The following is a 23,625-nucleotide window of genomic DNA, read 5'->3' as shown; positions in this document are numbered from 1 at the left end:
TGTGTCGCCCTTGGTGTCATCTGGGGCGGCACGTTTATCGCGGTGGTTCTGGCCGCCGTGGCGTCGCGTTGCAGCACGAGCATTCGTCGCATCTTTCGGGATGACTGACCCTCAGGCGTAGCATCGCCCCCCCCGACCAGCCAATTGGTTGGCAGCACCTCGAGGTCGGCGCTGGGTTTTCAGACCGTCCTGACCGAGCTTGAGCGCGGTCCATGCTCAGGTTGCTCCAACGTTAGGTGGTGAAGGACCCGCCCGATAGGGGTTCGCCACCACCGGTTGAACACGTCGCGGCCGGTTGAGAGCGACCGGGCAGCGGCAGGCGAGCGCAACGAGCTCGCAGTGCTCGGAACGATTTAGCGCCCCCCCCTACCCATCGACACCTGCCACGAACATCGCGCCATAGCTGATCGCTCCGGCAGCCACGTCTCCGCCCTGGATACAAAGACGATCCGGCCGAGCGCGGTCTCGATACCTACGGGAACGCGGAGTTTCGCCATCGGGCGAAAACTGCCCGCAAGGCCTGCTTGCCGCACGACCGCGCTCGCGCCGACGGATCGCAAATCCGACGGAGAATGATCAGCGACCTGCCGGTTTGTGGGCCGGCAAGACCGTTTGACGGAGGCGCTTGCCACACCTTCCAGATAAAAATACGCCCTCGTACATTCTATCGAACAACAGATGGAATAACTCTTGCCGTCCAACCGTATAAACAACCCAATCCCCTGGATAATTTTACAGTCGGTATACTGTATCACTAGACATTGAGCGCATGATATCCATCGCATACTCTTCAATGACATTTTAAGTATCGATTAGTCGTGGTAGACTGATTACCTCACAAGTAAGTGTCGAGTCGCGTCCTTCTTTGCGTGAAAGCTGATGTCGCCTGCTCCGCTTATGCTGATCCGGTCTGAAGGGCCGTGCAGTCGGAGTGTGTCTGAACGCCTTCCAACCGCTTTAGGGAGCCTGCAGCCATGACCGAAATCATCGACAGCACTGTCCTGCCCGCCGCGTTCGTGCCCACGCCGACACGCGAATTCAATGCCGCCTCCGTCAATCGCGGCGCCGCGCGTCCGCCCAGCCGGCCTGCGCTCGAGCTGGTCCGCTCGACCGACGATCAAGCCGCCGCCGGCCCGGTGATCGCGATCCCGATCCCGCCGCTGCCGATCTCGTTTGCTTCGCGCGTCTTGCTCTACAAGCAGGATCCGAGCGTCGCCGAGATCGGGTTGCGCCGGATTCTGTTGCGCGGCCTGTTCGGGACCGGCCCGAGCAACAACCGGATCCATCTTGCGGGCGTGCCGCCAGTCGCTCCGAACAGCATGAACGATTTCATCCAGACGCCCGACACGCCGACGTTCGACGCGGTCCATACCTTCTCGGTCGTCCATCTCACGCTGGCGATGTGCCAGCGCGCAGTCGGTGCGGCGATCAAATGGCAATGGAATAGTGGCTCCAACACCGATCCGATCACGGTGTTCCCGCACGCCGGCGTGACGATGAACGCGTTCTACAGCCGCGGCGAAAAGGCGCTGAAATTCTTCTACTTCAACAAGCCGGGCGCGCCTGCGCCCGCACCGGTGATCTACACCTGTCGCTCGCTCGACATCGTCGCGCACGAATGCGGCCACGCCGTGCTCGATTCGCTGAAGCCGGGCTGGCTCAGCGCGAGCGCCAATCCGCAGACTGGCGCACTGCACGAAGCGTTCGGCGATCTCGTCGCGGTCTTCCTGGCGCTTTCGCAACTCGACCAAGCCGAGGCGCTGATCGTCCAGACCAAGGGCAATTTGCACAACAAGAATTTCCTCTCGGACGTGGCCGAGCAATTCGGACTGGCGCTCGGCCGCGATAATGGGCTGCGCAACGCCGACAATGACAAGAAACTCAGCCAGGTGACGAGCGAGGTCCACGATCTGAGCCAGGTGTTTACCGGCGGCGTTTACGACATACTCGCCGACATCTTCCTGCTGGAACGCAATCTTGGCGTCGCCGGCGAGGATGAAGCGCTCACGCTGGTGAACTGCGCCCAATATGTATTCCGCCTGCTCCTGCGGGCGATCCAGGCGGCGCCGGCGACGAACGCGACCTTCGCCGATGTCGTCAACAAGATGCTCGTGATCGCCGCCGCGGATGGGAAACCGGTCGCCTACCGCAACGCGATCCGCAACCAGTTTACCGCGCGCGAGGTGGTGGTCTCACCGACCCCGCTCACACAGGACATGGCCAGCGACGATGTCCTCGAGGCGGTCGACCATCCGTTCCTGAGGGTCAAAGAAAATGGTCTTCAGGACCGATCGGGGTGCTGCGGGACGATGCGACTGCGCGAACATCAGTTGGACGAACGCTACCTCGAGGACGAGCTGCGGCAGCTGCAAGGCGGGATCGGCGGGGAAGAGGATCCGCATGAGTGGCCCAAGGCAGCTGAATGAGCGGCCGAACGTGTGCGCCGCCGAGACAGGCGCCCGTGCACACATCGGATCCGGGTGATCGGATCCAAGGCCTGACGCGCGGTGGCCGAGCGCCGCCGCGCGTCCTGTGCTATCACGGTTCGGCAGCAAGTGAGGATGACATGACCGAGGGATGCAGCAGACTGACGGTGACACAGGTCGGCGGCTTTGCCGGCAACATCGCCCTACCGCCGCTGGTCGATCTCGACCGCACACGACTCGACGAAGCGGGCCGTGCGGCGATGGACGATGCAGTCCGCCAGCTGAGCGCGGCGGCGCAGTTCACGGCGGCCGAGCCGATGATCGGCGCCGATCTTGGCGGCTACCGGGTCGAAATCGTCGGCGCGGACGATGAGACCCGAAGCTTCTCGTTACCCACGTCGGAGGCGACAACCAGCCTGACCGGCCAGACCGACGTGCCACAGCTGCTAGCGCCGTTGCTGGCACTGTCGGGCGGCAGCAGCTGACACGAGGCTCCAATGACGATCGCGGCCAAGGTCATCTTCTTCGACATCGGCGCCACGCTGGCGACGCCAGTTCCGGGCGACCCGCCGGGCTCAATCACGGCGTTTGCTCTGCTGTCCTGGGCAGTCCCGATGCTAGAGGCCGCGCAGCGTAGCGGTGCCCGGCTGGGGATCATCTCGAACACCGGCGACCTTCCTGGTTCGGCTATCACCCCGCTACTCGACAATGCAGGAATAAAGAAATTCTTCGAGAAAGATCTCCTGATCTACAGCAAGGATGTCGGACACAGCAAGGCTACGCCCGAGATCTTCAGGCTGGCAGCAGCGCGCGCGGGCTATGCCGATGAGAAGGACGCATGCCTTTTCGTCGGCGAAGACGCTGCCGAACGCCAGACCGCGGTGACGGCTGGACTAAGATCGGCCGCACCGCCTGTGTTCGATTTCGCGAAAGCAGACTGAACGAATCTCAGCCAGCCGATTGTCGGCAATAACCGTGAAGGCAGTCCACCGAGGTGTCGCCACACCGAAGACGAGCGAATTGTAGATCACGGGCACGAACGCCACGTAAAAATAAGTTCGTTACGAGCGCTGGATGCGTCACTGACACGATCGACCGCCCAAACTATCGTAATTGGGTATTGCCCGGATACTTGCGCCGCTGAGCGCTCGTCGCGAAAGCCGCCTGGCCGCCTGGCCGCCTGGCCGCCTGGCCGCCTGGCCGCCTGGCCGCTTGGCCGCTTGGCCGCCCCTGAACGCGCCTACTGGAACATCACCGGACGCCGCGTGGCGGAGCCACCATCCGCAGGTGCTGTAAGCGGCGCGCAAAGCTAAAATTAACCGTGCACTGCCAAATGCTTGACATGAACAGCCGACGAACACCGCACGATACGACGCCCCCATTGCTGAAGTTCCTGATTGGACTCGGGGTGTTTGTCGCCGTGCTTACCGGTTGGACTTACCTTCGGCCATGGGTCATCAATCATATCCCACTCCCCGATTCCGTCGCCGCATCCGACGCGAGCAGATGCGGGTTATGGTTCATCGGTAGTTCGTCCATCGAGAAGTGGCGCACGCTGGACCGCGATTTCCCCGGATGGCAGACGCACAGACGCGGCATCGACGGCGCCCTGATCGGTCAGATTGCAGCACGAGCACTCCGTACCGACAGTGCAGTCGCTCCGGCCGCACTGATATTTTATGCCGGGGAAAACGACATCGCGTCCGGCGCATCGGGAATCGATACCGCTCGCAAGGTGGCACAGCTGGTCGACGCGATGAGCCGAAAATGGCCGTCGGTTCCGATCTTCGTCATTAGTATGAAGCCAAGTCCGGGACGGTGGCCACAGCGTGGTGAGCAATTGCGATACGACGCCGCTTTCCCCCAATTCATTCGGGGCAACCAGAAAATTACATTCATAACGGCGGGAAAAGTTCTGCTCCGCCACGGACTGCCCGATAACAGCCTGTACGTCGATAATATCCACCTCAATGCAGCGGGTTACGCATTATGGTCGATCAATATTCGACAGGCCATCGATCGATCGATGGCAAGTAGCGTGGTTGCATCATGTCGTAATAGAGTACACCCGTCATGAAATGGCGAAGTCCGCACCACCCGTCGGCTACATTATAGGCCTTGACGCTTGGCGTGCGGCTCTAATTCTTGGCGGTATTATTCTGCACGGATCGATTGGCCTGCCGCCACTCGGCCTGTTCGGCGCGATCGACATCATTTCCCAGACATTCCGGATGGGCGCCTTTTTCGGCATAGCGGGCGTATTGACTGCCATTTCGCTTGCCAAGCGGACACCGAGCATCTGGCTACGCCGCCGACTAGTTCAGCTGGGCTTCCCATTGGCGTTCGGCCTTTTTGTACTTTCCCCATCCATCTGGCTGATGCGTACGGCGGCGGGCGATACCGCTGCGACAGGTATGCTATTCAATTGGTACCATTTGTGGTTCCTTGCAGCATTGATCGCCTATTCGATCGTCATCTACGCGATGATACGGTTACGACTTGATAGGACGCTGGAGGCCTGCATCGTCGACCTGATCGAGCGAAGGCTGGTGCGATCGTCTACGGTACTTCTGTTTACGGCCGTAATGTCCGCCGTCCTGTTCGGAATCGCCCCCACCATCATGGCGGCGGCGATGTCGGAATCGGCGTTCGCCGCGTTCCGCACGCTACAGCTTGTCGCCGGCTATCTGCCGATGTTCCTTCTGGGATATCTCGTCGGCCGCATCCCCGAACTCAAGTCATTACTGCTCAACCAACCAGCGAGCGCGATACGTATCACCGCCGTGGTGGCGTCGAGCTATCTAATCTGGTTTGCGCTAATCGCACCCAATGCAAATTCGGCCTTCGTCGCAATGGGGACAGCCGACCTACGCTTTGTAGCAGCGTCGCTATGCCCGCCCGCGGCATTTGTGCTCATATTGCGCTCAGCGCTTCGGGTTCGATCGGTTCCTGCACTGGTACAGCGTGTATCCGCTGCATCTTACACGATATATCTATTACACCTGCCGCTCGTAGTATTGATCAACCTGTCGCTTCGCGCAGTTTTGGTAAATGCCTATGTGACCTATATCACGTCGGTCATTTGTTCGGCCTTGACATCCTTCGCGCTTCATGAGCGTGTGGTCGTGAGATCCTCCATATTGCTGGTTGTCTTGAACGGAAAAGTAATCGGTCGCCCAGTGATACATGCAGGTGCCAACGCTGCACCGGTCTTACACGCGCCCGCAGATGATATCGATGCTGTGCAGCGCCTGTAGTGCTTGCCGGCGCACTGGCGCTGTTCGTCGGATGCCCGCCCCGGCGAAAGAACGCAGTCGGAATCGCCACGTTCGTTCCGCGTGTCAGGGCCGAGATGCCGCGAGCGAACGCCCCGCCGGTCAACGCTCCGCCAGGACACGCCGGGCTTGGTCCGCCTCCACGTAACGCTCGATCACCTGCTGGAAATCCTCGACGCTCATGCCGCGAACGCCATAGGCGCCGATCGAAACCAGCCGCTTGCGTTTGTGGACTTTGGTCCCCCGCGCAAAGCGCTGCGCGTGAGGTAGCACGACGCCGTCCTCCAATATCAGATCGAGAGCGAAGCGGGTGCCATAGACGACGCCCCAATTCTCCACGTCACGCCATGCGATCGGCGCACTCAGCTTGGGGGCGCTCAACGTCTCGGGCAGCAGGATCAGATAGGGCGTCTGCCCGCTGCGGCGGGTCATGATGCCGGCAACAACGCCGATGACGACCGCGGCGCTGCAGATGCCGAGGATCAACCACACCGCGAAGGCGTCATGGCCGAAGCCGATCGCCCGGCGGAAGATCCAGATCGCCACACCGATGGCGGCGAACATCGCGGCCACGCCAAACTGCACCCAGCTGACCGAAGCGACATTGTTGTACAGCGTCACCGCCTCCTGCGGCACGGCGGCCACGGTGTCCTCCAGATACTGGCGGTGGCGCGCATGCGCCCCGCGGGCTTCGGCGAGGTAATCGCTGCTCAGGCGTCGGCACACGACGTGCCAGTCGTCGATCAGGCGCTCGCCCGCAGGGCGCAGCCCCTCGCGGGGCGCGCGCAGCGCGGTCTCGAGCAATGTAGCATCGAGCGCCACGTCCAGCCGCTGAATGCGTTCAGGCGTGGGCGGATGCGTATCGGTCGGGTGTGACTGCACGTCTTCCAGATAGGCGCGGATATCGGGCCACCCCTTCTCGTCGACCATCTGCGCCATCATCGCCACCAGATTCGCGTCATCCTCAGGCGGGTAGGCGAAGGCGTTTTGCAGCACGGTATCGACCGGCGGCGCGACCACCGCCGTCCGGACGAGCGCGGACGCGGCCGGCCGCCCTCCGGATACCAGCGCGCCCAGCCGATCAGCCTCGAACTCGCGCAGCCGGCTCCAATGGCGCACCGTGAGATCGAACCGCTCCATCATGTGATCGGCCAGCTGCAGCGGCCCTCTCAGCAGCAATAGCCCGTTCGCGTCGGCATGCATCGCCGCAAGCGCGCGCTCCATCCCGGCATAAAGCGGGGCGAACCGTCGGCTGTACGCCGTGTCCTCGCCGGTAAAATGCGCCAGCTCGTGGCCGACGATCGCCGCCACCTCCTCTTCGTCCAAGAACTGCAGGTAGGGCGCCGGCAGGTAGAGCGTGCGGCCCGAAACAGCCCGGTCGCGCGGCGACAGCACCAGGTCCTGCTCGGTGACATAGAAGCCCTGCGTCAACCCCAGCACCAGCGTATCAGGCGCGATCGCCTGCTGCCGACGGGCAATGTCCTCCACGAAGCGCCACAGCGCGGGCGCCTCGTCCACACTGACCGCGCGTCCCGTGACCGCGCCCGGTTGCGGCGTGTAGAGCGCCACCACCTCGCGCAGCGCGGCGATCGCGGACCAGGCGGTCCATACCGCCATCGTCGCCAGCACCACGCCCGCGAACATCAGCTTCACGCCGCCGCCCGACAGCGACACCGACGACCACAGGCTGATCAGTTCGAACAGCACCCCGCAGACCACGGCGAGCGCAAGGCCGATCACCATCCCGCCCAGCACCAGCGGCAGCGCGCGCTGGAGCGCGGCAAAGCTCGCCACGAGCACGTCGCGCGACACCATCGCACGACGTGCGGCAATCTGCGCGGCCGCCAGCCCGATCGCGCCGCAGAGCAGCGCCAGTAACGACCCACCGATCACGCACCAGGCCAGCGGACCCTGCATCCGCGCAAGGACCAGACTGCGCCGGACCGACGGCAGGCGCGCCTCCACCATGTCGGCTGCGAGCGCGGGGGCGTAAACGGTGTCGGGATTGCCCAGGTCGATCGAGGCTGAACTGTCACGCGCGCCGAGTTCGCGCATCTCGCGAACCTGTTGCGGCAAGGACACCACCGCGGTCGCATAGTCGACGACCGAGCGCTGGGCCCGCACGCGCTCCCAACACCCGAGCATGCCAAGCAGCAGCGGCACAAGCAGGATGCTGATCAGCATGGCATATGGTTGTGGCAACCGTCGCATCGCGTTTCCCCCTTTGCCGAACGATCGGGCCCAATCGGAACGCGGCCTGCGCGGCCTGTTTCCGCACAGGCCCCCTTGATCGACGAAAGGCGCTCGTTGCTTCTAACCTAGATTAATTTCAACCATGAATATAGTCGTTCTGCATCCGTCAGATTGCTCGCCCCCTCCTCCGCCCAAACGTCAAAACCGAGAGGTCGTGCACGATCAAAAGCTTACGGAGCGCACGGCAGGCGCGTTTCGATCATGGCGTACCGACGCCGCGCCATTGTCTTTAGGCAAGTACGGCAGTCGTCGTTCAGCCTCGCCATCGGCGAAGCGCAACCCATTGGTGCGGCTGCTCCTAGCCCATCCCCAACCTGAATACGTATGTGCGATACTTGGTTTAGCGGGCATCGACCGGCACAGCAGGCGCCAAGAACCCGGGTCGGCGCAAGATCGGCCATGCGATGATGGAGAAGATTGCATGTCGACGCGCGCTACGAAATTCACGGTCGCGCTGGCGATGGCACTCGCCGCGCCGCATGCGCTGGCAAACCCCGTCCAGACGTCCCCCGCCCAGGCCACGCCCACGCCGCCTGCGCCCCCACTCGATTACCGCGCGCGACTGCCGCAGGACGAGGTGATCTATTTCGTGCTGCCAGACCGGTTCGAGAACGGCGATCCCTCCAATGATCGCGGCGGGCTGACGGGTGGCCGGGACAAGACCGGCCTCGATCCCACTGCCAAGGGCTTCTTCCACGGCGGCGATCTCAAGGGGCTGACCCAGCGGCTCGACTATGTCCAGAGCCTCGGCGCGACCGCGATCTGGGTCGGCCCGGTGTTCAAGAACAAGCCCGTACAAGGCGCCCCCGGTCACCAATCCGCCGGCTATCACGGCTATTGGATCACCGACTTCACGCAGGTCGATCCGCATCTCGGCACCAATGCCGACTTCGCAGCACTGGTGAGCGCCGCGCATGGCCGCGGGATGAAGGTCTATATGGACATCATCATCAACCACACCGCCGACGTGATCCAGTACCGCGAATGCGTCGGCCAGCGCGCCTGCCCCTATCGCAGCCGGGCGGACTATCCGTACCAGCGCCGGCTCGGGCCGAACGGCGCGGCGATCAATCCGGGCTTTGCCGGCGACGACGTCCGCACCGCCGACAACTTTTCCAAGCTCGTCCGCAACGACTATGCCTACACGCCGTTCGTGCCCGCCGCCGAGCGCCGCGTGAAGGTGCCCGCATGGCTCAACGACATGCGCTATTACCATAATCGCGGCGACACGACCTATCGCAACGAGAGTTCGACGATGGGCGATTTCGTCGGCCTTGACGACCTGATGACCGAGAATCCGCGCGTCGTGTCGGGCATGATCGACATCTTCGGCGACTGGATCGATCGCTACGGCGTTGATGGCTTCCGGATCGATACCGCGCGGCACGTGAACCCCGAATTCTGGGCCGCCTTCGTCCCCGCGATGCAGGCCCGCGCCGCCGCAAAGGGCATCCCCAATTTCCATATCTTCGGCGAGGTATCGGACCATGAGGTCCGCCCCGCCGTGCTCGCACAGCACACCATCGTCGACAAACTGCCCGCCGTCCTCGATTTCTCGTTCCGCCAGGCGGTGGTCGACACCGTCGCGGGCACTCGCGGGACCGATGCGTTCGAGGCGCTGTTCGACGGCGATGCACTATATGCCCATGGCTACGACACCGCCGTGACGTTGCCGACCTTCACGGGCAACCATGACGACGGCCGGTTCGCGACGTTCGTCCGCACCGCGTTTCCCAAGGCGGGCGACGATGAGGTGCTGGGGCGCGTGATGCTGTCCAACGCGATGTTGCTGACGTTGCGCGGCGTGCCGACGATCTATTCGGGCGACGAGCAAGGGTTTGCGAGCGACGGCAACGACCAGGATGCGCGCGAGGACATGTTCGCCAGCAAGGTCGCGGTGTACAACGACAACCGCTTGCTCGGCACCGCGAGCACGACCGCGACCGCGCATTTCAGCCGCGACAACCCGCTGTTCCGCCAGACCGCCACGCTGGCCCGGCTGCGCACCGCCACGCCTGCCCTGACGCGCGGCCGGCAGATGCTGCGCGCGCGCGAGGAAACGCCCGGGCTGCTCGCGATTTCGCGCTTCGATCCGGTCACGCAGGCGGAGGTTCTGCTGGCGTTCAACACCTCGACGACCGCATTGACGCGCCAGGTCGAGATCGGCGTCGAGGCGACCGCCGCGCGGCCGCTCGCGGGGGCCGGATGCGGCAAGGTCGCCGCGCCTGGCAGCCTCACCGTCACGCTCCCGCCGCTCGGTTTTGCGGTCTGCGCGCTGACCAGCCCGCGCTGACCGATCGGCGGACGCAGTCCTGCGCAGTCCTGCCCGGTCCGACCGACGCCGACCTGCCGGGCAACGCCGCCATCGCGGCCGCGCCGCCGGTCAGGCACGGCGGCTCATAACGGCCGCCCCATGCTCGATTGCCCTGGAGCCAGGCCGTCAAGGGCACCTCCGCGCATAATCCGGCAGCGGACGATCATATCGCCACCGGCTTGCATCGTGTCCGGTTGCGCGAGATCAACTTTGCGCAAGGATGACGCGACGCCCCGTGCAACCGCTGTTGTCGCGCAACAGCGGAGCGTTCATGGCCCGCGCGTCTGGGTGTCACGGAGAGCGTCATGAGAATTGCGATCGTTGGTGCCGGCATCGCCGGTCTGTCCTGCGCGCTGCGGCTGCAGGACGCGGAGCATGACGTCACGCTGTTCGACAAGGGTCGCGGCGCCGGTGGGCGGATGTCGACGCGGCGGGTCGAGACGTCTGCAAGCAACGCGGCGTTCGATCACGGCGCGCAATATCTGACCGCGCGCGATCCCGCCTTCGTCGCCGCGGTCGACACCTGGGCTGCGGCCGGCGTGGTCGCGCGCTGGCCGGCGGCGGGGGACGATGCCTGGGTCGGCACACCCGGCATGAACGCGATCGTCAAGCATCTCGCGGACCAGACGCAGGTCCACTGGCAGCACCAGGTCACCGCGCTCCGCCGCAGCGACGCCGGCTGGCACGTCGATCCGCTCACGCCTCCGCCACTCATGCCCACCCTATCAGCCGACGCGCCGTTCGACGCGGTCATTATCGCCGTTCCCGCCGAGCAGGCCGCGGCGCTCTTGGCCGATCATGATCCGGCCATGTCGGCCCAAGCCAAGGCCTGCCGCTCGTCACCAAGCTGGACCGCGATGCTGGCCTTTGCCGAGCCCGTCCCGATCACCGAGGACGTCGTCCGCCACGCCGGGATCATCGGTTGGGCCGCGCGCAACAGCGCCAAGCCGGAGCGCAGCGGCCCGGAGACCTGGGTGATCCAGGCCACGCCGGACTGGTCGACGACGCACCTCGAAGACTCGATCGACAGCGTCGCCGAGCGACTGCACACCGCGCTGGCAGACCAGGCTGACCGCCCGCTTCCCACGCCAATTTATCGCACCGCGCATCGCTGGCGCTACGCACGCGCGACCGCGACCGATCGCGGTGCGCTGTGGAATGCCGGGACGCGTCTCGGCGCCGCCGGCGACTGGTTGCTGGCACCGCGGATCGAAAGCGCCTGGCTCTCCGGCCGCCTCCTCGCGGACCAGATACTAGCGGAATAGTCCGGGTCGCTGAGCGGCGTAGAGTGGCGCATCACGGATCCGTTCCCCGCACGCAAAATTCGTCGCCCTGACCGGATACCGCAGGCGCCAGGCGCCGCTCGAGCCAGCGCGACAGGAGCAGGTGCGGCAAGGCGACGGCGGCGAGTAGCTGAAAGGCCTGAGCGGTCATGTCGGCGGGTAACGCCTCGACACCCGATGCGAAGAGCCACCACCCCCCGATTGCGAGCGCGCTCATCGCCGCGCCCGTCGTCAGCCACTTCGCACGCGGCATATCGTCGAGCAGCGCGCGCGCGTCGCTCAGGTGGCGCGGCGAGTGCAGGAACACGAAAAACAGCGCGAAGCCCGCGACCGGGGGCAGGACGATCAGTGCGATGATCGCGACCGCGGTCGCCGCCGCCCATTCGCGCGCGCCCTCGCGCCACGCGACCCAGATCCCCACGCTCGTCACAAGCAACGCGACGGGCGCCACCGCGATCGCCGCGCGCGCGACCACCGTGCCGCCCGCGCCGCCTGCCATGGTGACGAACAGCGCGGCGACCTCCGACGGGTGGCCGATCGCCGCCGCGGCGATGATCGCAGTGCCCGCCGCCATCTTGAGCAGCGGCTCGTCGAGCATCGTCCAGTCCTCGCCAAAATGGATCGCCGCGACCGTCAGGAACAGGATCAGCGCGACCACCGGCGCGACCACCCACAGCACCGCCATGCCGATCGCGACGCCGACATAGCCCGCCACCGCCAGCCAGAGCCAGCCGTTGCGCAGACACGTCGCGCGCGTGAGCAACGCGATGTCATAGGCGCCATGCGGCATGCCACCCACGATGAAGACCAAAGTCGCGATGCTCGTCGCGGTCCGCCCATCGAGCGGAATCCCCGCGGCGAGCGCTGTTGCGAGATACATCCCCACGATCCAGAACGCGACAGGCACGACACCGCCGCGCCCGATCCGGGTGCGGCGGTGGTTGAGGCTGTCAGCGGCCATCATGTGCCGCCGGGTCGTCGGTCACGCGGCGTGGACCCCCGCGACATGACCCTCCGCCTGCGACTTGCGCGACGAGATCATGAAGATCAGCACGCCGACGCCGGCCTTCGCGACGATGTCCGCGATCGTGTAGCCGAGCTGGATGACGGTCGTCACATTGCCCCCGGTCAGGCCGGCATAGGGGGCCATGTAGACGATCGGATAGAAGCCCCACGACGCGAAGGTCAGCAGCCGTGCGCGCCGCACCAGATCGCGTGCGGCGGCCGGCTGCTGTTCGATGGATTCGCCAAGCCCGCGGAACAATTCCCAGACGATGTAGACGAACGGGATCGACGACAGCGTGCCCCACAGCGCGCGGGTCGGGATGTCGAGCGCAATCTCGCCGGGATAGCCCAGCACGATCATCAGCGCCGCCGCGAACCCGAGACGGACTGTCTTGGACGATGTCTGTTCGGGCGACAGCCGCATGACGAGGACGAGCTCGATGAGCAGCAGCGGCACGGTCAGCAGCCAGTCGACATAGCGATAGGCGTCGTTGAACGCGAAGCCGGTGGCGGTGATCACGCCGTCCTTGAAGTCATAGGCGGCGTTCCAGCTCTCAAAGATGCGGAAATAATGATAGGCAGCGATTGCAGTCACCAGCCCCGAGATCGTCACCGCTGTCCGATACGCCGGCGCGACCTGCGACCGGCTGAGCCAGAGAAACGCGGTCGCCGCGGCCATCGTTGCGAAGGTGAACGAGAACGCGTTGTACACAAGCGAGAACTGGAACGGGGTTACGATATCCATCAGGATCTCCATCACCTTGCTGCGCGGGGCCCGCTGCGGTGGCGGACCGGGCTAGTTGCAGGCACCCCGAGCCATGACGAGACCGGCTCGGATACACCCGATAGTGGCGCCACAGCGGCCTTTAAGGGCAACAGAGGGAGTTCCACCCAGGACACGCGACGTGGCTGAAACACCGCGAGTCCCGGCCGCTGTGACGGCCTGTTTGAGACTACGCCTCAACCGGTCGGCCCGCGATACGGAACATGGTCCATATCGGTCGTTATGCCGGTCGCCTGATACGCCGCGACGCGCACACTCGGCCGCTGTTCGACACGCGACCCCTTGCCTGAGTCACCGCTCTTGGGCAGTGCCTGTCCTTTTCCAGGAGACCCACGCCATGCCCAGCCGTATCACCGTCGACCAAGCCAGCCTCACCGACAACGACATCGCGCAGCAGATCGAGTTCACCGCCGAAATCGACGGCGACGAGCGCGACTTTGCCGTCAAATATGCCGTTCTCCAGGAACTGAGCGGCGACGAGCCCGACAACGACGCGCTCGAACTGTTCGAACGGTTCAGCGACGAGATTCTCGACGTCTGCGCCGATGTCGCCGATCAGCGGCCCAACGCCAACGTCGTGGTCATCGACGACGACGATCTCGAATAAGCCGTTTCCTGCCCGCCGCCCAGAACGGCCGGGCAGCCGATCGACATCCCGCGCGTTCACGCCGTCCACCACGGAGAGAAAACCGATGAAGCTCTATTATGCGCCCGGCGCCTGCAGCCTGGCAGACCATATCGCGCTGCATGAAGCGGGATTGTCGTTCGAGCATGAAAAGGTCGATTTGAAGGCCAAGCGGACCGAGAGCGGTGCCGATTACACCGCGATCAATCCCAAGGGCTATGTGCCTGCGCTGACGCTCGATTCGGGTGAGACGCTGAGCGAGAACATCGCCATCCTCGACTGGATCGCGCATCAGGATACCGCGCTCAAACCCGCGGGCGCGATGGGCCACACGCATCTGCTCGAAGCGCTCGCGTTCATCTCGACCGAGATCCACAAGAGCTTCAAGCCGTTCTTCTCGGGCGCCGGTGACGACGAAAAGGCCAAGGCGTCCGACATGATCGTCAAGCGGATGACGTATCTGGCGAATACGATGAAGGGCGATTTCCTGCTTGGCGCCGACGTCAGCGTGGCGGATTTCTACCTGTTCGTCATGCTGCTCTGGGCGAAGAAGAACGCGATCGAGGTTCCCGCCAAGCTCGCCGCGTTCCGCGATCGGCTGATGACTCGCCCCTCGGTGCAGACCGCGATGCAGCATGAAGGGCTGATCTGACCCGGCGATCGCCGGCACGGACCAGACACTGCAGGACGGTACGGGCGTAACGAACGCGCACGCACCGTCCTGCGGTGTTTCAAATATGACAGACACGCCAGGACACGCCGCGCGACTGTGTCGACACGCTATCCATCGCGGGATCGAACGGCGGATTGCAGGTGTTTGAACCCCCTGGGTATGTCACCAGGCCCTTCCCCGCTTCTCCTGTGCGATGCCCGATCAATGTCGACGTTTCGAGCCCGGCTCGCCCTGGCGCTTTCCCTGCTGACCGCGCTCCAGCCACCGGTCATGGCGCAGGCTCCGACGGCGCCCGTCCCGCGCGTCCAGATGCCCATCGACGCACTGATGCAGGATGCGGCCGAATATGCGCGCGCGTTCGGCGTGACGCTCGACGAGGCGATGCACCGGCTGCGCGCCCAGGCCGATAGCGTCGCCGTCACCGATCGCCTGCGCGAGACCTATCGCGAGCGCTGGGCGGGGATCGTGATCGAGCATCGCCCGAGCTATCGGATCGTCATTCTGCTGACCGGCACGGACCCAGTCGCGGATCAGTCGATCGTTGCCGGTGGCATCGACGTCCCGATCGTGTTCCGCACCGGGGCCGCGATGAACCGAACGGGGATGCTCGCGGTCATCGCCGCACATCAGGCGCAGATCCGCGCGGCGCTGCCGCATCCGCCGGGGCTCGGGATCGATCCGCGCACGGGTGCGCTGGTCGTGATGATCAGCGGCCGCGATGCCGAGCGCGATCGCGACGGCGCGGTCCAGACGCAGATCGCGGCTATGACCGGCGTTCCCGTCCAGATCGAGGCGATCGACCAAACCACCAGCGATCTCAGCCCCTCGTCCCAGACTATCTCCAGCGACGCGGCCCCCGCGGCGATTGCCCCGACGCCAACGATTGAGGGCGGCGCACGGGTCGTCGGGACGGTCGATGGCAAGCGCTATGCCTGCACCACCGGGTTCGTCGTCACCGACGGAGCGCGCTCGGGCATCGCCACCGCGGCGCATTGCCCCGACGCGCTCACCTATGTCGACCAGCGCCAGGGCAGCGTGCCGCTCGAGTTCGTCGGGCAATGGGGCTGGGGCTATCAGGACGTCCAGATCAACACCGTCGCGGCGGCCGTTCCATTGCCCGCGTCCTTCCCCGCGACCTTCTACGCCAACACGGCGAAGACGCTCGCGCGACCCGTCTCGACCTGGCGCAACCGCGAAAGCACGCGTGCGGGCGATTTCGTCTGCCATCGCGGCGAGCGGACCGGCTATAGCTGCGCGCTGGTCGCGATGGTCGATTTCGCGCCCGCCGGCGATCTATGCGGCGGTGCATGCCTGCCCACCTGGGTCGCGGTCGAGGGCCCGACCTGCAAGGGCGGCGACAGCGGCGCACCGGTGTTCGACGGCACGGTCGCGCTTGGCCTCGTCAAGGGCGGTACCTACCGGCGCGACGGGACGTGCCTGTTCTATTACTACATGTCGACCGACTATCTGCCGCCCGGCTGGTCGCTGTCCTATGCCGCGCCGAGGGCGCCGCCGATTACGATACCGGTCGCTCCGCTGACGCCGGCCGCGCGTTGAGATCGTTGGACGTTTTGCCCACGCTACCCGATCGCGGGGTGGCGCGTTACACCGCGACATGACCGACATCCCGCCCCTCACGCCAGCGATCCCCGCCGCGACGCTCGTGCTATTCCGCGACTCAGTCGCCGGGCCGCCCGAGCTGCTGTTCGTCGAGCGGGCAAAGGCGATGATGTTCGCCGGCGGCGCACTGGTGTTCCCTGGCGGCCGGATCGATCCGGGCGACCATGTCCTCGCCGCCGCGTCGGGCCACCCCGATACCAACGCCGCCGCGCGCATCGCCGCGATCCGCGAGACGATCGAGGAGGTCGGGCTGCCAATCGGCCTCTCGCCGACGCCCCCCCCCGCGGTCTTTGAGCGGTTGCGCGCGATGCTCCACGCCGGAACCGTGTTGGGCGAGGCGCTGGCGGAGGCGGGTGCCAGCCTCGACCTCGACTCGCTCGAATATTTCGCGCGCTGGCGGCCCGCGCACGCGCATGCGCGGATCTTCGACACGCACTTCTATCTGGCGCGGATGCCGGCGGACGCGCCCGAGGCGCGGGTCGATGCGACGGAGAATGTCCGGCTGTTCTGGGCGACCGCCGCCGACGTGCTCGCGCAGGCGGACGCGGGCCGCGCGACGATCATCTTCCCGACGCGGCGCAATCTCGAGCGCCTCGCGCAGTTCGCCTATTTCGACGCCGCGGTCGCGGACGCGCGCGCGCACCCGGTACGGACTGTCACGCCCTGGACGGAGATGCGGCGGAGCGCGGCGGGAGGCGAGGTCGAGCATCTCTGCATCCCGCACGATCTCGGCTATCCGATCACGTCGGAGCCGATGTCCGACGCGGTGCGCGGCTGAGATGCGCGCGGTGCGGCGGATCCTGGGCTGGCTCGTCGGGCTGGCGGTCGTCGCGACGCTGGCGCTGATGCTCTGGGCGATGACTCGCGGCCGCCCGCAGGACCTGCCCTGGGCACCGCTCGATCTCGGCCAGCCGATCGGGATGTTCACCGGACGCAAGCTGGCCGCGCTGACCAGCGATTTCCCGCAATGCCGCGCGCTGCTCGATCGCGCCGGGGTGCGCTACACTGTCCTGCCGCCACGCAAGGGCGAAGGACAATGCGGCTATTCGGACGGCGTCAGGCTGACCGGCGGCGCGCGCAAGATCGCGTTCGTACCGCCCGGGCTCGGCGTCGCCTGCCCGGTCGCGGCGGCACTGTCGGTTTGGGAATGGAACATCGTCCAGCCTGCCGCCGAGCGTCGTTTCGGGGCGCGGGTCGCGAGTATCGATCATTTCGGCAGCTATAGCTGTCGGCGGATCTATGGTCGCGATGCCGGCAACTGGAGCGAGCATTCCACCGCCGACGCGGTCGACATTGCCGGCTTCCGCCTGAACGACGGCACCCGCATTACCGTCGTGCGCGACTGGAAACGCGGCGATGCCAAGTCCGCGTTCCTGCGCGAAGTCCGCGACGGCGCCTGCCCGCTGTTCGCGACGACCTTGTCCCCCGACTATAACGCCGCGCATGCCGATCACCTGCATCTCGACCAGGCCGATCGCGGATCGATGGGCTGGCGCGCCTGCCGATAGCGCGGTGCGATCAGCTGGCCAGCGTCGTCCCCGAATCCACCTTCTCAACCCAATAGGGGAAGAAGGCCGGCTGCCGGTTCGACCAACCCGAGGCGGTCGCTGCCGCCTCGCTGATCGACTGGAGCAGCTTGCGCCGCAATTCGGGATGCAGATGCGGCAGCGCCGCCGCCGCACAAAAGGCCGATGGCAGCCACGGCCGGACCTCGGCACCGATCAACCGCTCGTACAGGAAGCGCAGCGCCGAGAAGCTCGTCAATCGCCCCTGTCCCAGGTCGAACGCGACGAGCGTCATCAGCGGCGCGAGGAACGGTTCGATCGAGTCGAGCCCACTGTCGTCGGGCACCAGCGCGCGCAGATCGGGGAGCGAGTTGTACAGCCGCGCCTGAGCCCGAATGCTTGCCGCCTCGACGACGTCGCGCGACCAGCGGAGCATCGCGTCCTCGCGGTCCAGCCCGACATCGAGCGACCGGCGGATATAGCGCTGCGTGGCGCCGGGAAAGCCTGCGAATTCCTTCATCTCGGCCAGCGTCGTCGAGCCCTGTGCCGGTGTCATTCTGGAAGCCATGTCGTCACCCCGCTCTGTCAAGGAACCTGCAGACTATGCGCTCGGATGGTTAACAACGACCGAAATGCGCGTCATCTTTCCGTAACGCCAAGCGACCATGAAAGCTGTTGCGCTGCAACAAGCGTGCGACGAACCGAACCAAATCGAGCGATTCGATTACGTTGCGCGACGTTCGGGCAACAAAAAGGCGCCGGTCGTTTCCGACCGACGCCCATTCGTCAGGCAATCACAGTGCGTTATGCCTGCTTTTCGCGCAGCGCCCGCTCCGCATCCTCGTCATAGCCCGACGACTTGGCCGGCTCGTTGCCCGACCCCGGCTGAGTCGCCGAGATCGGATCGCTGCCGTCCATCGACTCGTCCAGCCCGTTGTCGAGGCGCGCGTCGGCGCTGTCGGGGTTCTTCTGCAGGCGCTTGGCGATCGACTTGTCCTGGCCCGCTTCCTGGCGCGGATCGCGGCCCGAGGTCTTGCCCTCGGCATCCTTGTCGTCGGGTGCGACCGAAAGGCTGTCGAGTGCGCTCTTGTCTATGTCGGTCATCGCGATTGTCCCTCTTTGAAAACTTTGCGACGACCAACGGTCCAGCGGCAAGAGCGTTCCTGCCCCCCGCCCCCAAACGTCAGGATGACGGACGGCTCTTCAGTCGAGCGGCGTGACCGTGACCCGCTGCTCCCACAGATACGCCTGCCCGAACACCGTCATGAACGCGATGTCGGTCGCATCACGGCCGACGCACACGCGCGCGATATCGCTGCACGTCGCCATCTTCGTCGCGTCGATCAGCCGCCAGTCGCCCGCCAGCCACAGCTCCGCCACCGCATGGAAATCGGGCGGATCGACGCCGGGGGCATAAGCCGACACGCACCGCGCCGGGATCCCGCCCGCGCGCGCCAGCGACACGAGCAGATGCGAATAATCGCGACACACGCCCGATCGCGACGCGAACGTGTCGAGCGCGGTCGTCTCGCCGCTGCTCGATCCGCACCGATAGTCGAGCGACTGGTACACCCATTCGGTCAGCGCAGCGGCCAGCGGCCCGCCTTCCAGCCCACCGAACTCGCGCCCGACAAAACCCTCGAAACGGTCCGAAGGGCAATAGCGGCTGGGCATCAGATACGGCGTCAGCTCGCCATCGAGCATTCGCGGCGGAGTTGCGGGATACAACTCGAGCTGGACCCGCTCGCGCGACACCGCGACGATCGACTTATACTCTGCGGTGAATCGGCCATGCCCGCGCGACCAGCAGCGCTGGCCGATCCCGTCCTCGCCGCGGACTGCGCGGATCGGACTGTCCGACCAGATCGTCAGCGATTCGGACTCGATCGTCTGGTCGGCCATCGCCGCGGCTTCGATCTGGAGCAGCACATCGGCATCTCCGCTGATCCCGTAATCCAGACGCACGTCGATCGAGAGCCGCATCGCGCGTCCCATTCCTGTCCTGAAGCCAAAAGAAAAGGGCCCGGCGGTGTCCCGCCGAGCCCTGCGTTCGTCACACCCTTAGCGGGAGTTAGTTGCGGCTGCTACCGAACAGACGCAGCACGAACATGAACATGTTGATAAAGTCGAGATACAGGCTGAGTGCCGACATGATCACGACCTTGCCGACCATGTCGGTGCCCGCGACCTGCGCATACAGGCTCTTGGTACGCTGCGTGTCATAGGCGGTGAGGCCAGCGAACAGCAGCACGCCGACGCCGCTGATGACCAGCTGCATGACGCCCGACTGCAGGAACATGTTGATCAGGCTGGCGACGAGCAGGCCGACCACGCCGATGATCAGGAACGTCCCGAATGCCGACAGATCACGCTTCGTCGTGTAGCCATAGAGGCTCAGCCCGGCGAAACCGGCAGCGGTCGCGAAGAACGCACCCGCGATCGACGTGCCGCTATAGACCAGGAAGATGGTCGACATCGACAGGCCCATCAGGACCGCAAAGCCCCAGAAGAGCATCTGCATCGTGCCGGTGCTCATCCGGTTCTGGCCGAAGCTCATGCCGAACACGATCGCCAGCGGCGAGAACATGATGACGTACTTTAGGATGCCGCCGCTCATGAACACCTGTGCGGCAGGCGACTGGGCGCCGCCCCAGGCGAACAGCATCGCGACGATGCCGGTCAGCAGCACGGCCGAGCCCATATAGTTGTAGACGGACAGCATGTACGACCGGAGACCAGCGTCATAGGCCTCGGTACGCTGCCCCGTGGCCGTCGTTCCGAACGACGTGGCGCGGGGCCGGGGGTCAGACCAATTAGCCATGGTGAAATCAGCTCCTTTGTCCGGCATCGTGCCGGTTACGATGAATATCGTCTCTTGCACGACGCTTTTCAAGCAGAGTGGTTGCATCGGGGGCCATAGTGACGGTTAACCTGTTGATGCCCATGATCCGTCTTTTCGTCGCCCTCCGCCCTCCGCCGCCTATCCGTCAGAGCTTGCTCGACATAATGGAAGGCGTCCCCGCCGCGCGCTGGCAGGACGACGACCAGCTTCACATCACGCTGCGCTTCATCGGCGCGGTCGAGCGGCCGGTCGCGGAAGATATCGCGGTCGCGCTGAGCCATGTCGCAGCCCCCGCGCCGGTCGTCTCGCTCGCCGGAGTCGGCCGATTCGAGGAACGCGGGCGGACCGATACGCTCTGGGTCGGCGTAACGCCGCACGATGCGCTCGCTGCACTCCACCGCAAGGTCGATCAGGCCTGCGTCCGCGCGGGTCTTGAGCCTGAACGCCGCGCCTATCTCCCGCATCTGACGGTCGCGCGGCTCGCGCGCTCGGCCGGCGTCGGGTTCACGGTCGATCCATGGCTGGCGGAGCATGCCGGGCTTGCCAGCGCGCCCTTCCCGCTCCCCCATCTCGTGCTGTACCAAAGCCATCTCGGGCGCGACGGCGCGACCTACGAACCCGTCGCGCGATGGGCGCTCGATACGCCGCGGGGAACCTGAGCCACGGCGAAGGGTTCGCAAGAGAGATCAACAGGGAGAGACGATATGCGGATTGCGACACTGGCACTGCTCGGCGCGGCAACGATGGGCCTCGGCGCCTGCGCCAAGAGCGGAATGGACACCGGAACCCCGATGGCGGGCGGCCAGCGCGCCACCGCGACGCTGACGACCGCAAACGGTGTCGATGTCGGCCGCGCCACCGCGACCGAAGTTGCAGGCGGTGTCCGCTTCACGCTCGACGCGAAGGCGATGCCCCCCGGCACGCACGGTGCGCACATCCACACGGTCGGCCGCTGCGACGCACCCGACTTCACGACCGCGGGTGGCCATTGGAACCCGACCGGTACGAAGCACGGCAGCATGAACCCGCAAGGCCCGCACGAAGGCGACCTGCCAAACCTAATTATCGGCACCGACGGCCGCGGCACGATCGGCATGACGATCCCCGGCGCGACGATGGCCGGACTGCTCGACGCAGACGGCGCGGCGTTCGTGGTGCATGCAGCACCGGACGACCTGATGACCGACCCGTCCGGCAACAGCGGCGGCCGCATCGCCTGCGGCGTGTTCCAGGCCGGCTGAGTACCAGCGCCCCTCTCGAGACGAGAGGGGCGCCCTTTTCCTAACTGCGTCAGGCCGTCGGCAGGCCGGACGGAAGGAAGATCCCCTAAACCGCCTCCCCCGCAGCCCGAGCCCGCGCCTCCCGAGTCGCCTCGGCGCGCGGTGCCAGCCGGTACGCCGCCACTGCACAGGCCAGCGTGATCGGCGTCACCACCAGCAGCGACAACATGCCGATCGACAGGCTCCCCGTCAGCGTCGACACCCGCCCCGCCATATACGGCCCGAGCGCCAACCCGATCAGCGTCGTCCCGATGAAGAACGTCGCGGTCGCCGTCCCGCGCATCCGCGGCAGCACCATGTCCTGAGTCGTCGCCGCCGCCGCACCCAGCGCGCACGACGCGGTCAGCTGCGCGAGGAATATCCCGGTATAGAAGGCGGTCGGCGCACTGGCGGTGAAGGCGAGCACCAGAAACGGCACCGGCACCACCGCGCCGAAGATCACCACCCACAACCGCCCCGCCGGATTGCCGCGCCGCAACCGGTCCGACACCACGCCGCCGATCGTCAGCCCGAGAAAGCCCGCGGTCGCGCCAAGGCTGCCTATCATGAACCCCGCGGATGACGGCGTCACGCCAAGCTCGCGCAACGCATAGGGCGCCGCCCAGAAACTCGCGGCATAGCTCAGGAACGCGTTCAGCCCATACGCCACGACCGTGCACAGGAACGCCGGCGTCCCCACGATCAGCGCGAAGGTCGGCGGATCGCGGCGCTTCAACGCCGACGCCCAGGAGAACACTGCATACACGCCGATCCCGATCGCCACCCATTGCGGCCACGGCTCGCCCGCCTCGATCAGCCCGGTCACCGCCGCCGACACCAGCGCGAGCGCCAGCAGATTATACCCGAGCGCGCGCGCCCCGCCCATCGCCGCACCGATCAGCGTCAGCGGCGGCACGATCGTCACCAGCTCGGCGCCGAATGCGCGGAACGGCGCCGGATGCTTCTCGGGCTCGGGCAGCCCCTCGACCAGCCCGCGGATCGGCTCCTTCAGCGTCGCAATCCACACCGCCAGCAACAGCCCCGGCAGCCCGACCGCCATGAACGCCGCCTGCCAGCCGACCAGCCCGAGCGGCCCGCCGCCCGGATAGGCCGTGTTCCAGCCCTGCACGATCAGCCCGCCGATGAACAACGAACAGCCCCCGCCGACGTACAGCCCCGCGGAGTAGATCGAGAGCGCGGTCGCGCGCAGCCGCTTCGGGAAATAATCGGAGATGATCGAATAGGCCGACGGGCTCGCGGTCGCCTCGCCGATCCCGACCCCGATCCGCGCCGCGGCCAGATGCCCGCCGGTCCGCGAAAACCCCGACAAGGCGGTCATCACCGACCAGAGCGACAACCCGATCGTCATCAGCCGCACGCGGTGCCAATTGTCCGCCAGCCGCCCCAGCGGGATCCCGAACAACGAATAGAACACCCCGAACGCGGTGCCGTACAGGAAGCCGAGATCCTGATCCTTCAGCCCCAGGTCGCGCTTGATGTCCTCCGCCAGGATCGAGATGATCTGCCGGTCGACGAAGTTCAGCACGTAGACGAGGAACAGGATCGACAGCACGTACCAGGCGTAGCGGGTCGCGCCCTGCTCCACGGGCGCACCGTGTTCGGCCTCGAGTGCCGGCCCAACAGTTTTGGTATCCGCGCCCGCCATGATCCCTCCTCGATGTTTTCGAGCTATGGGTATCAGAGCAGATCAGGGAGAAACAGCGGTTTCAGCAGGGTCCGGTACGTTCGTATAGCGGAGGA

22 protein-coding genes are annotated in these 23,625 nt (G+C 65.7%); 14 read left to right on the top strand and 8 right to left on the bottom strand.

The features are described 5' to 3' along the window. The first annotated feature begins 974 nt into the window (after positions 1–974). The 5 genes from EV283_RS08990 (at position 975) to EV283_RS08970 (ending at position 5,683) form a co-directional block, all read left to right on the top strand. Positions 975–2,426 (top strand): hypothetical protein, encoded by a 1,452-nt coding sequence (locus EV283_RS08990; protein WP_130324558.1) that lies wholly within the window; start codon positions 975–977, stop codon positions 2,424–2,426. A 140-nt stretch (positions 2,427–2,566) separates the two neighbouring features. Further along, a complete protein-coding gene (locus EV283_RS08985; protein ID WP_130324556.1) occupies positions 2,567–2,911 on the top strand; it encodes a hypothetical protein in 345 nt (114 codons plus the stop codon). A gap of 12 nt (positions 2,912–2,923) precedes the next feature. After that, on the top strand, positions 2,924–3,367 hold the full coding sequence (locus tag EV283_RS08980; RefSeq protein WP_130324554.1) for an HAD family hydrolase: 444 nt from the start codon (positions 2,924–2,926) through the stop codon (positions 3,365–3,367). A 440-nt stretch (positions 3,368–3,807) separates the two neighbouring features. Next, positions 3,808–4,503 (top strand): GDSL-type esterase/lipase family protein, encoded by a 696-nt coding sequence (locus tag EV283_RS08975; RefSeq protein ID WP_165391731.1) that lies wholly within the window; start codon positions 3,808–3,810, stop codon positions 4,501–4,503. A gap of 1 nt (position 4,504) precedes the next feature. Continuing rightward, the gene (locus tag EV283_RS08970; RefSeq protein ID WP_165391730.1) at positions 4,505–5,683 is read left to right on the top strand and encodes an acyltransferase family protein; all 1,179 of its coding nucleotides are present in this window, start codon (positions 4,505–4,507) and stop codon (positions 5,681–5,683) included. A 120-nt stretch (positions 5,684–5,803) separates the two neighbouring features. On the opposite strand, the gene EV283_RS08965 is transcribed toward EV283_RS08970, so the two are convergent. Further along, entirely contained in the window at positions 5,804–7,756 is a 1,953-nt protein-coding gene (locus tag EV283_RS08965; protein ID WP_165391729.1) for a M48 family metallopeptidase, read from the bottom strand. A gap of 619 nt (positions 7,757–8,375) precedes the next feature. Between EV283_RS08965 and EV283_RS08960 the strand changes: the two genes are divergently transcribed. Further along, entirely contained in the window at positions 8,376–10,247 is a 1,872-nt protein-coding gene (locus EV283_RS08960) for an alpha-amylase family glycosyl hydrolase (RefSeq protein ID WP_130324546.1), read from the top strand. Positions 10,248–10,573: 326 nt separating this feature from the next. After that, a complete protein-coding gene (locus tag EV283_RS08955) occupies positions 10,574–11,533 on the top strand; it encodes an FAD-dependent oxidoreductase (RefSeq protein WP_130324544.1) in 960 nt (319 codons plus the stop codon). Positions 11,534–11,564: 31 nt separating this feature from the next. Here the strand turns inward: EV283_RS08955 and EV283_RS08950 are convergent, their stop codons facing one another. Continuing rightward, positions 11,565–12,515 (bottom strand): Brp/Blh family beta-carotene 15,15'-dioxygenase, encoded by a 951-nt coding sequence (locus tag EV283_RS08950; protein ID WP_242615882.1) that lies wholly within the window; start codon positions 12,513–12,515, stop codon positions 11,565–11,567. A gap of 18 nt (positions 12,516–12,533) precedes the next feature. Further along, positions 12,534–13,301 carry a bacteriorhodopsin-like gene (locus tag EV283_RS08945; RefSeq protein ID WP_130324542.1) on the bottom strand — a complete coding sequence of 256 codons (768 nt, stop codon included), beginning with the start codon at positions 13,299–13,301 and terminating at the stop codon, positions 12,534–12,536. A gap of 376 nt (positions 13,302–13,677) precedes the next feature. Here EV283_RS08945 and EV283_RS19115 point away from each other — a divergent pair, with 376 nt between their 5' ends. From EV283_RS19115 to EV283_RS08920, 5 genes are all read left to right on the top strand, one after another. Continuing rightward, the gene (locus EV283_RS19115; RefSeq protein ID WP_056417631.1) at positions 13,678–13,947 is read left to right on the top strand and encodes a DUF1488 family protein; all 270 of its coding nucleotides are present in this window, start codon (positions 13,678–13,680) and stop codon (positions 13,945–13,947) included. Positions 13,948–14,032: 85 nt separating this feature from the next. Continuing rightward, positions 14,033–14,617 carry a glutathione S-transferase N-terminal domain-containing protein gene (locus EV283_RS08935; RefSeq protein ID WP_130324538.1) on the top strand — a complete coding sequence of 195 codons (585 nt, stop codon included), beginning with the start codon at positions 14,033–14,035 and terminating at the stop codon, positions 14,615–14,617. Positions 14,618–14,842: 225 nt separating this feature from the next. Then, positions 14,843–16,195: a hypothetical protein gene (locus tag EV283_RS08930; RefSeq protein WP_207223064.1), complete on the top strand. Its 1,353-nt coding sequence runs from the start codon at positions 14,843–14,845 to the stop codon at positions 16,193–16,195. Between the two features lie 58 nt (positions 16,196–16,253). After that, positions 16,254–17,036: an NUDIX hydrolase gene (locus tag EV283_RS08925; RefSeq protein ID WP_130324536.1), complete on the top strand. Its 783-nt coding sequence runs from the start codon at positions 16,254–16,256 to the stop codon at positions 17,034–17,036. A gap of 1 nt (position 17,037) precedes the next feature. Further along, complete coding sequence (locus EV283_RS08920) at positions 17,038–17,766, top strand: extensin family protein (RefSeq protein WP_130324534.1); 729 nt, start codon at positions 17,038–17,040, stop codon at positions 17,764–17,766. 10 nt (positions 17,767–17,776) lie between these two features. Here EV283_RS08920 and EV283_RS08915 read toward each other — a convergent pair whose 3' ends face one another. The 4 genes from EV283_RS08915 to EV283_RS08900 all read right to left on the bottom strand — a co-directional run bounded on the left by EV283_RS08915 (position 17,777) and on the right by EV283_RS08900 (position 20,584). Continuing rightward, entirely contained in the window at positions 17,777–18,319 is a 543-nt protein-coding gene (locus tag EV283_RS08915) for a hypothetical protein (RefSeq protein ID WP_234422756.1), read from the bottom strand. 248 nt (positions 18,320–18,567) lie between these two features. Further along, positions 18,568–18,867 carry a hypothetical protein gene (locus tag EV283_RS08910; RefSeq protein ID WP_130324532.1) on the bottom strand — a complete coding sequence of 100 codons (300 nt, stop codon included), beginning with the start codon at positions 18,865–18,867 and terminating at the stop codon, positions 18,568–18,570. Between the two features lie 99 nt (positions 18,868–18,966). Then, a complete protein-coding gene (locus EV283_RS08905; protein WP_130324530.1) occupies positions 18,967–19,746 on the bottom strand; it encodes a transglutaminase family protein in 780 nt (259 codons plus the stop codon). Positions 19,747–19,834: 88 nt separating this feature from the next. Beyond that, the gene (locus EV283_RS08900; protein WP_130324528.1) at positions 19,835–20,584 is read right to left on the bottom strand and encodes a Bax inhibitor-1/YccA family protein; all 750 of its coding nucleotides are present in this window, start codon (positions 20,582–20,584) and stop codon (positions 19,835–19,837) included. 122 nt (positions 20,585–20,706) lie between these two features. Between EV283_RS08900 and thpR the strand changes: the two genes are divergently transcribed. Then, on the top strand, positions 20,707–21,264 hold the full coding sequence (gene thpR / locus EV283_RS08895; RefSeq protein WP_130324526.1) for an RNA 2',3'-cyclic phosphodiesterase: 558 nt from the start codon (positions 20,707–20,709) through the stop codon (positions 21,262–21,264). A 45-nt stretch (positions 21,265–21,309) separates the two neighbouring features. Beyond that, complete coding sequence (locus EV283_RS08890) at positions 21,310–21,846, top strand: superoxide dismutase family protein (protein ID WP_130324524.1); 537 nt, start codon at positions 21,310–21,312, stop codon at positions 21,844–21,846. Between the two features lie 85 nt (positions 21,847–21,931). On the opposite strand, the gene EV283_RS08885 is transcribed toward EV283_RS08890, so the two are convergent. Further along, entirely contained in the window at positions 21,932–23,530 is a 1,599-nt protein-coding gene (locus tag EV283_RS08885; protein ID WP_130324522.1) for an MFS transporter, read from the bottom strand. Between the last annotated feature and the right edge of the window lie 95 nt (positions 23,531–23,625).

The sequence above is a fragment of the Sphingomonas sp. BK036 genome (assembly GCF_004216825.1).
GTDB lineage: Bacteria > Pseudomonadota > Alphaproteobacteria > Sphingomonadales > Sphingomonadaceae > Sphingomonas.
This window is presented reverse-complemented; position numbering and strand designations above follow the sequence as displayed.

Excerpts from the sequence above, each read along its gene's own strand:
- EV283_RS08955 (WP_130324544.1), top strand. The coding sequence starts at position 10,574 with ATGAGAATTGCGATCGTTGGTGCCGGCATCGCCGGTCTGTCCTGCGCG.
- EV283_RS08965 (WP_165391729.1), bottom strand. The coding sequence starts at position 7,756 with ATGCGCGAACTCGGCGCGCGTGACAGTTCAGCCTCGATCGACCTGGGC.
- EV283_RS08915 (WP_234422756.1), bottom strand. The coding sequence starts at position 18,319 with ATGACACCGGCACAGGGCTCGACGACGCTGGCCGAGATGAAGGAATTC.
- EV283_RS08930 (WP_207223064.1), top strand. The coding sequence starts at position 14,843 with ATGTCGACGTTTCGAGCCCGGCTCGCCCTGGCGCTTTCCCTGCTGACC.
- EV283_RS19115 (WP_056417631.1), top strand. The coding sequence starts at position 13,678 with ATGCCCAGCCGTATCACCGTCGACCAAGCCAGCCTCACCGACAACGAC.
- EV283_RS08950 (WP_242615882.1), bottom strand. The coding sequence starts at position 12,515 with ATGATGGCCGCTGACAGCCTCAACCACCGCCGCACCCGGATCGGGCGC.
- EV283_RS08960 (WP_130324546.1), top strand. The coding sequence starts at position 8,376 with ATGTCGACGCGCGCTACGAAATTCACGGTCGCGCTGGCGATGGCACTC.
- EV283_RS08985 (WP_130324556.1), top strand. The coding sequence starts at position 2,567 with ATGACCGAGGGATGCAGCAGACTGACGGTGACACAGGTCGGCGGCTTT.
- EV283_RS08900 (WP_130324528.1), bottom strand. The coding sequence starts at position 20,584 with ATGGCTAATTGGTCTGACCCCCGGCCCCGCGCCACGTCGTTCGGAACG.
- EV283_RS08925 (WP_130324536.1), top strand. The coding sequence starts at position 16,254 with ATGACCGACATCCCGCCCCTCACGCCAGCGATCCCCGCCGCGACGCTC.
- EV283_RS08910 (WP_130324532.1), bottom strand. The coding sequence starts at position 18,867 with ATGACCGACATAGACAAGAGCGCACTCGACAGCCTTTCGGTCGCACCC.
- EV283_RS08935 (WP_130324538.1), top strand. The coding sequence starts at position 14,033 with ATGAAGCTCTATTATGCGCCCGGCGCCTGCAGCCTGGCAGACCATATC.
- EV283_RS08980 (WP_130324554.1), top strand. The coding sequence starts at position 2,924 with ATGACGATCGCGGCCAAGGTCATCTTCTTCGACATCGGCGCCACGCTG.
- EV283_RS08945 (WP_130324542.1), bottom strand. The coding sequence starts at position 13,301 with ATGGATATCGTAACCCCGTTCCAGTTCTCGCTTGTGTACAACGCGTTC.
- EV283_RS08990 (WP_130324558.1), top strand. The coding sequence starts at position 975 with ATGACCGAAATCATCGACAGCACTGTCCTGCCCGCCGCGTTCGTGCCC.
- thpR (WP_130324526.1), top strand. The coding sequence starts at position 20,707 with ATGATCCGTCTTTTCGTCGCCCTCCGCCCTCCGCCGCCTATCCGTCAG.
- EV283_RS08890 (WP_130324524.1), top strand. The coding sequence starts at position 21,310 with ATGCGGATTGCGACACTGGCACTGCTCGGCGCGGCAACGATGGGCCTC.
- EV283_RS08970 (WP_165391730.1), top strand. The coding sequence starts at position 4,505 with ATGGCGAAGTCCGCACCACCCGTCGGCTACATTATAGGCCTTGACGCT.
- EV283_RS08920 (WP_130324534.1), top strand. The coding sequence starts at position 17,038 with ATGCGCGCGGTGCGGCGGATCCTGGGCTGGCTCGTCGGGCTGGCGGTC.
- EV283_RS08905 (WP_130324530.1), bottom strand. The coding sequence starts at position 19,746 with ATGCGGCTCTCGATCGACGTGCGTCTGGATTACGGGATCAGCGGAGAT.
- EV283_RS08885 (WP_130324522.1), bottom strand. The coding sequence starts at position 23,530 with ATGGCGGGCGCGGATACCAAAACTGTTGGGCCGGCACTCGAGGCCGAA.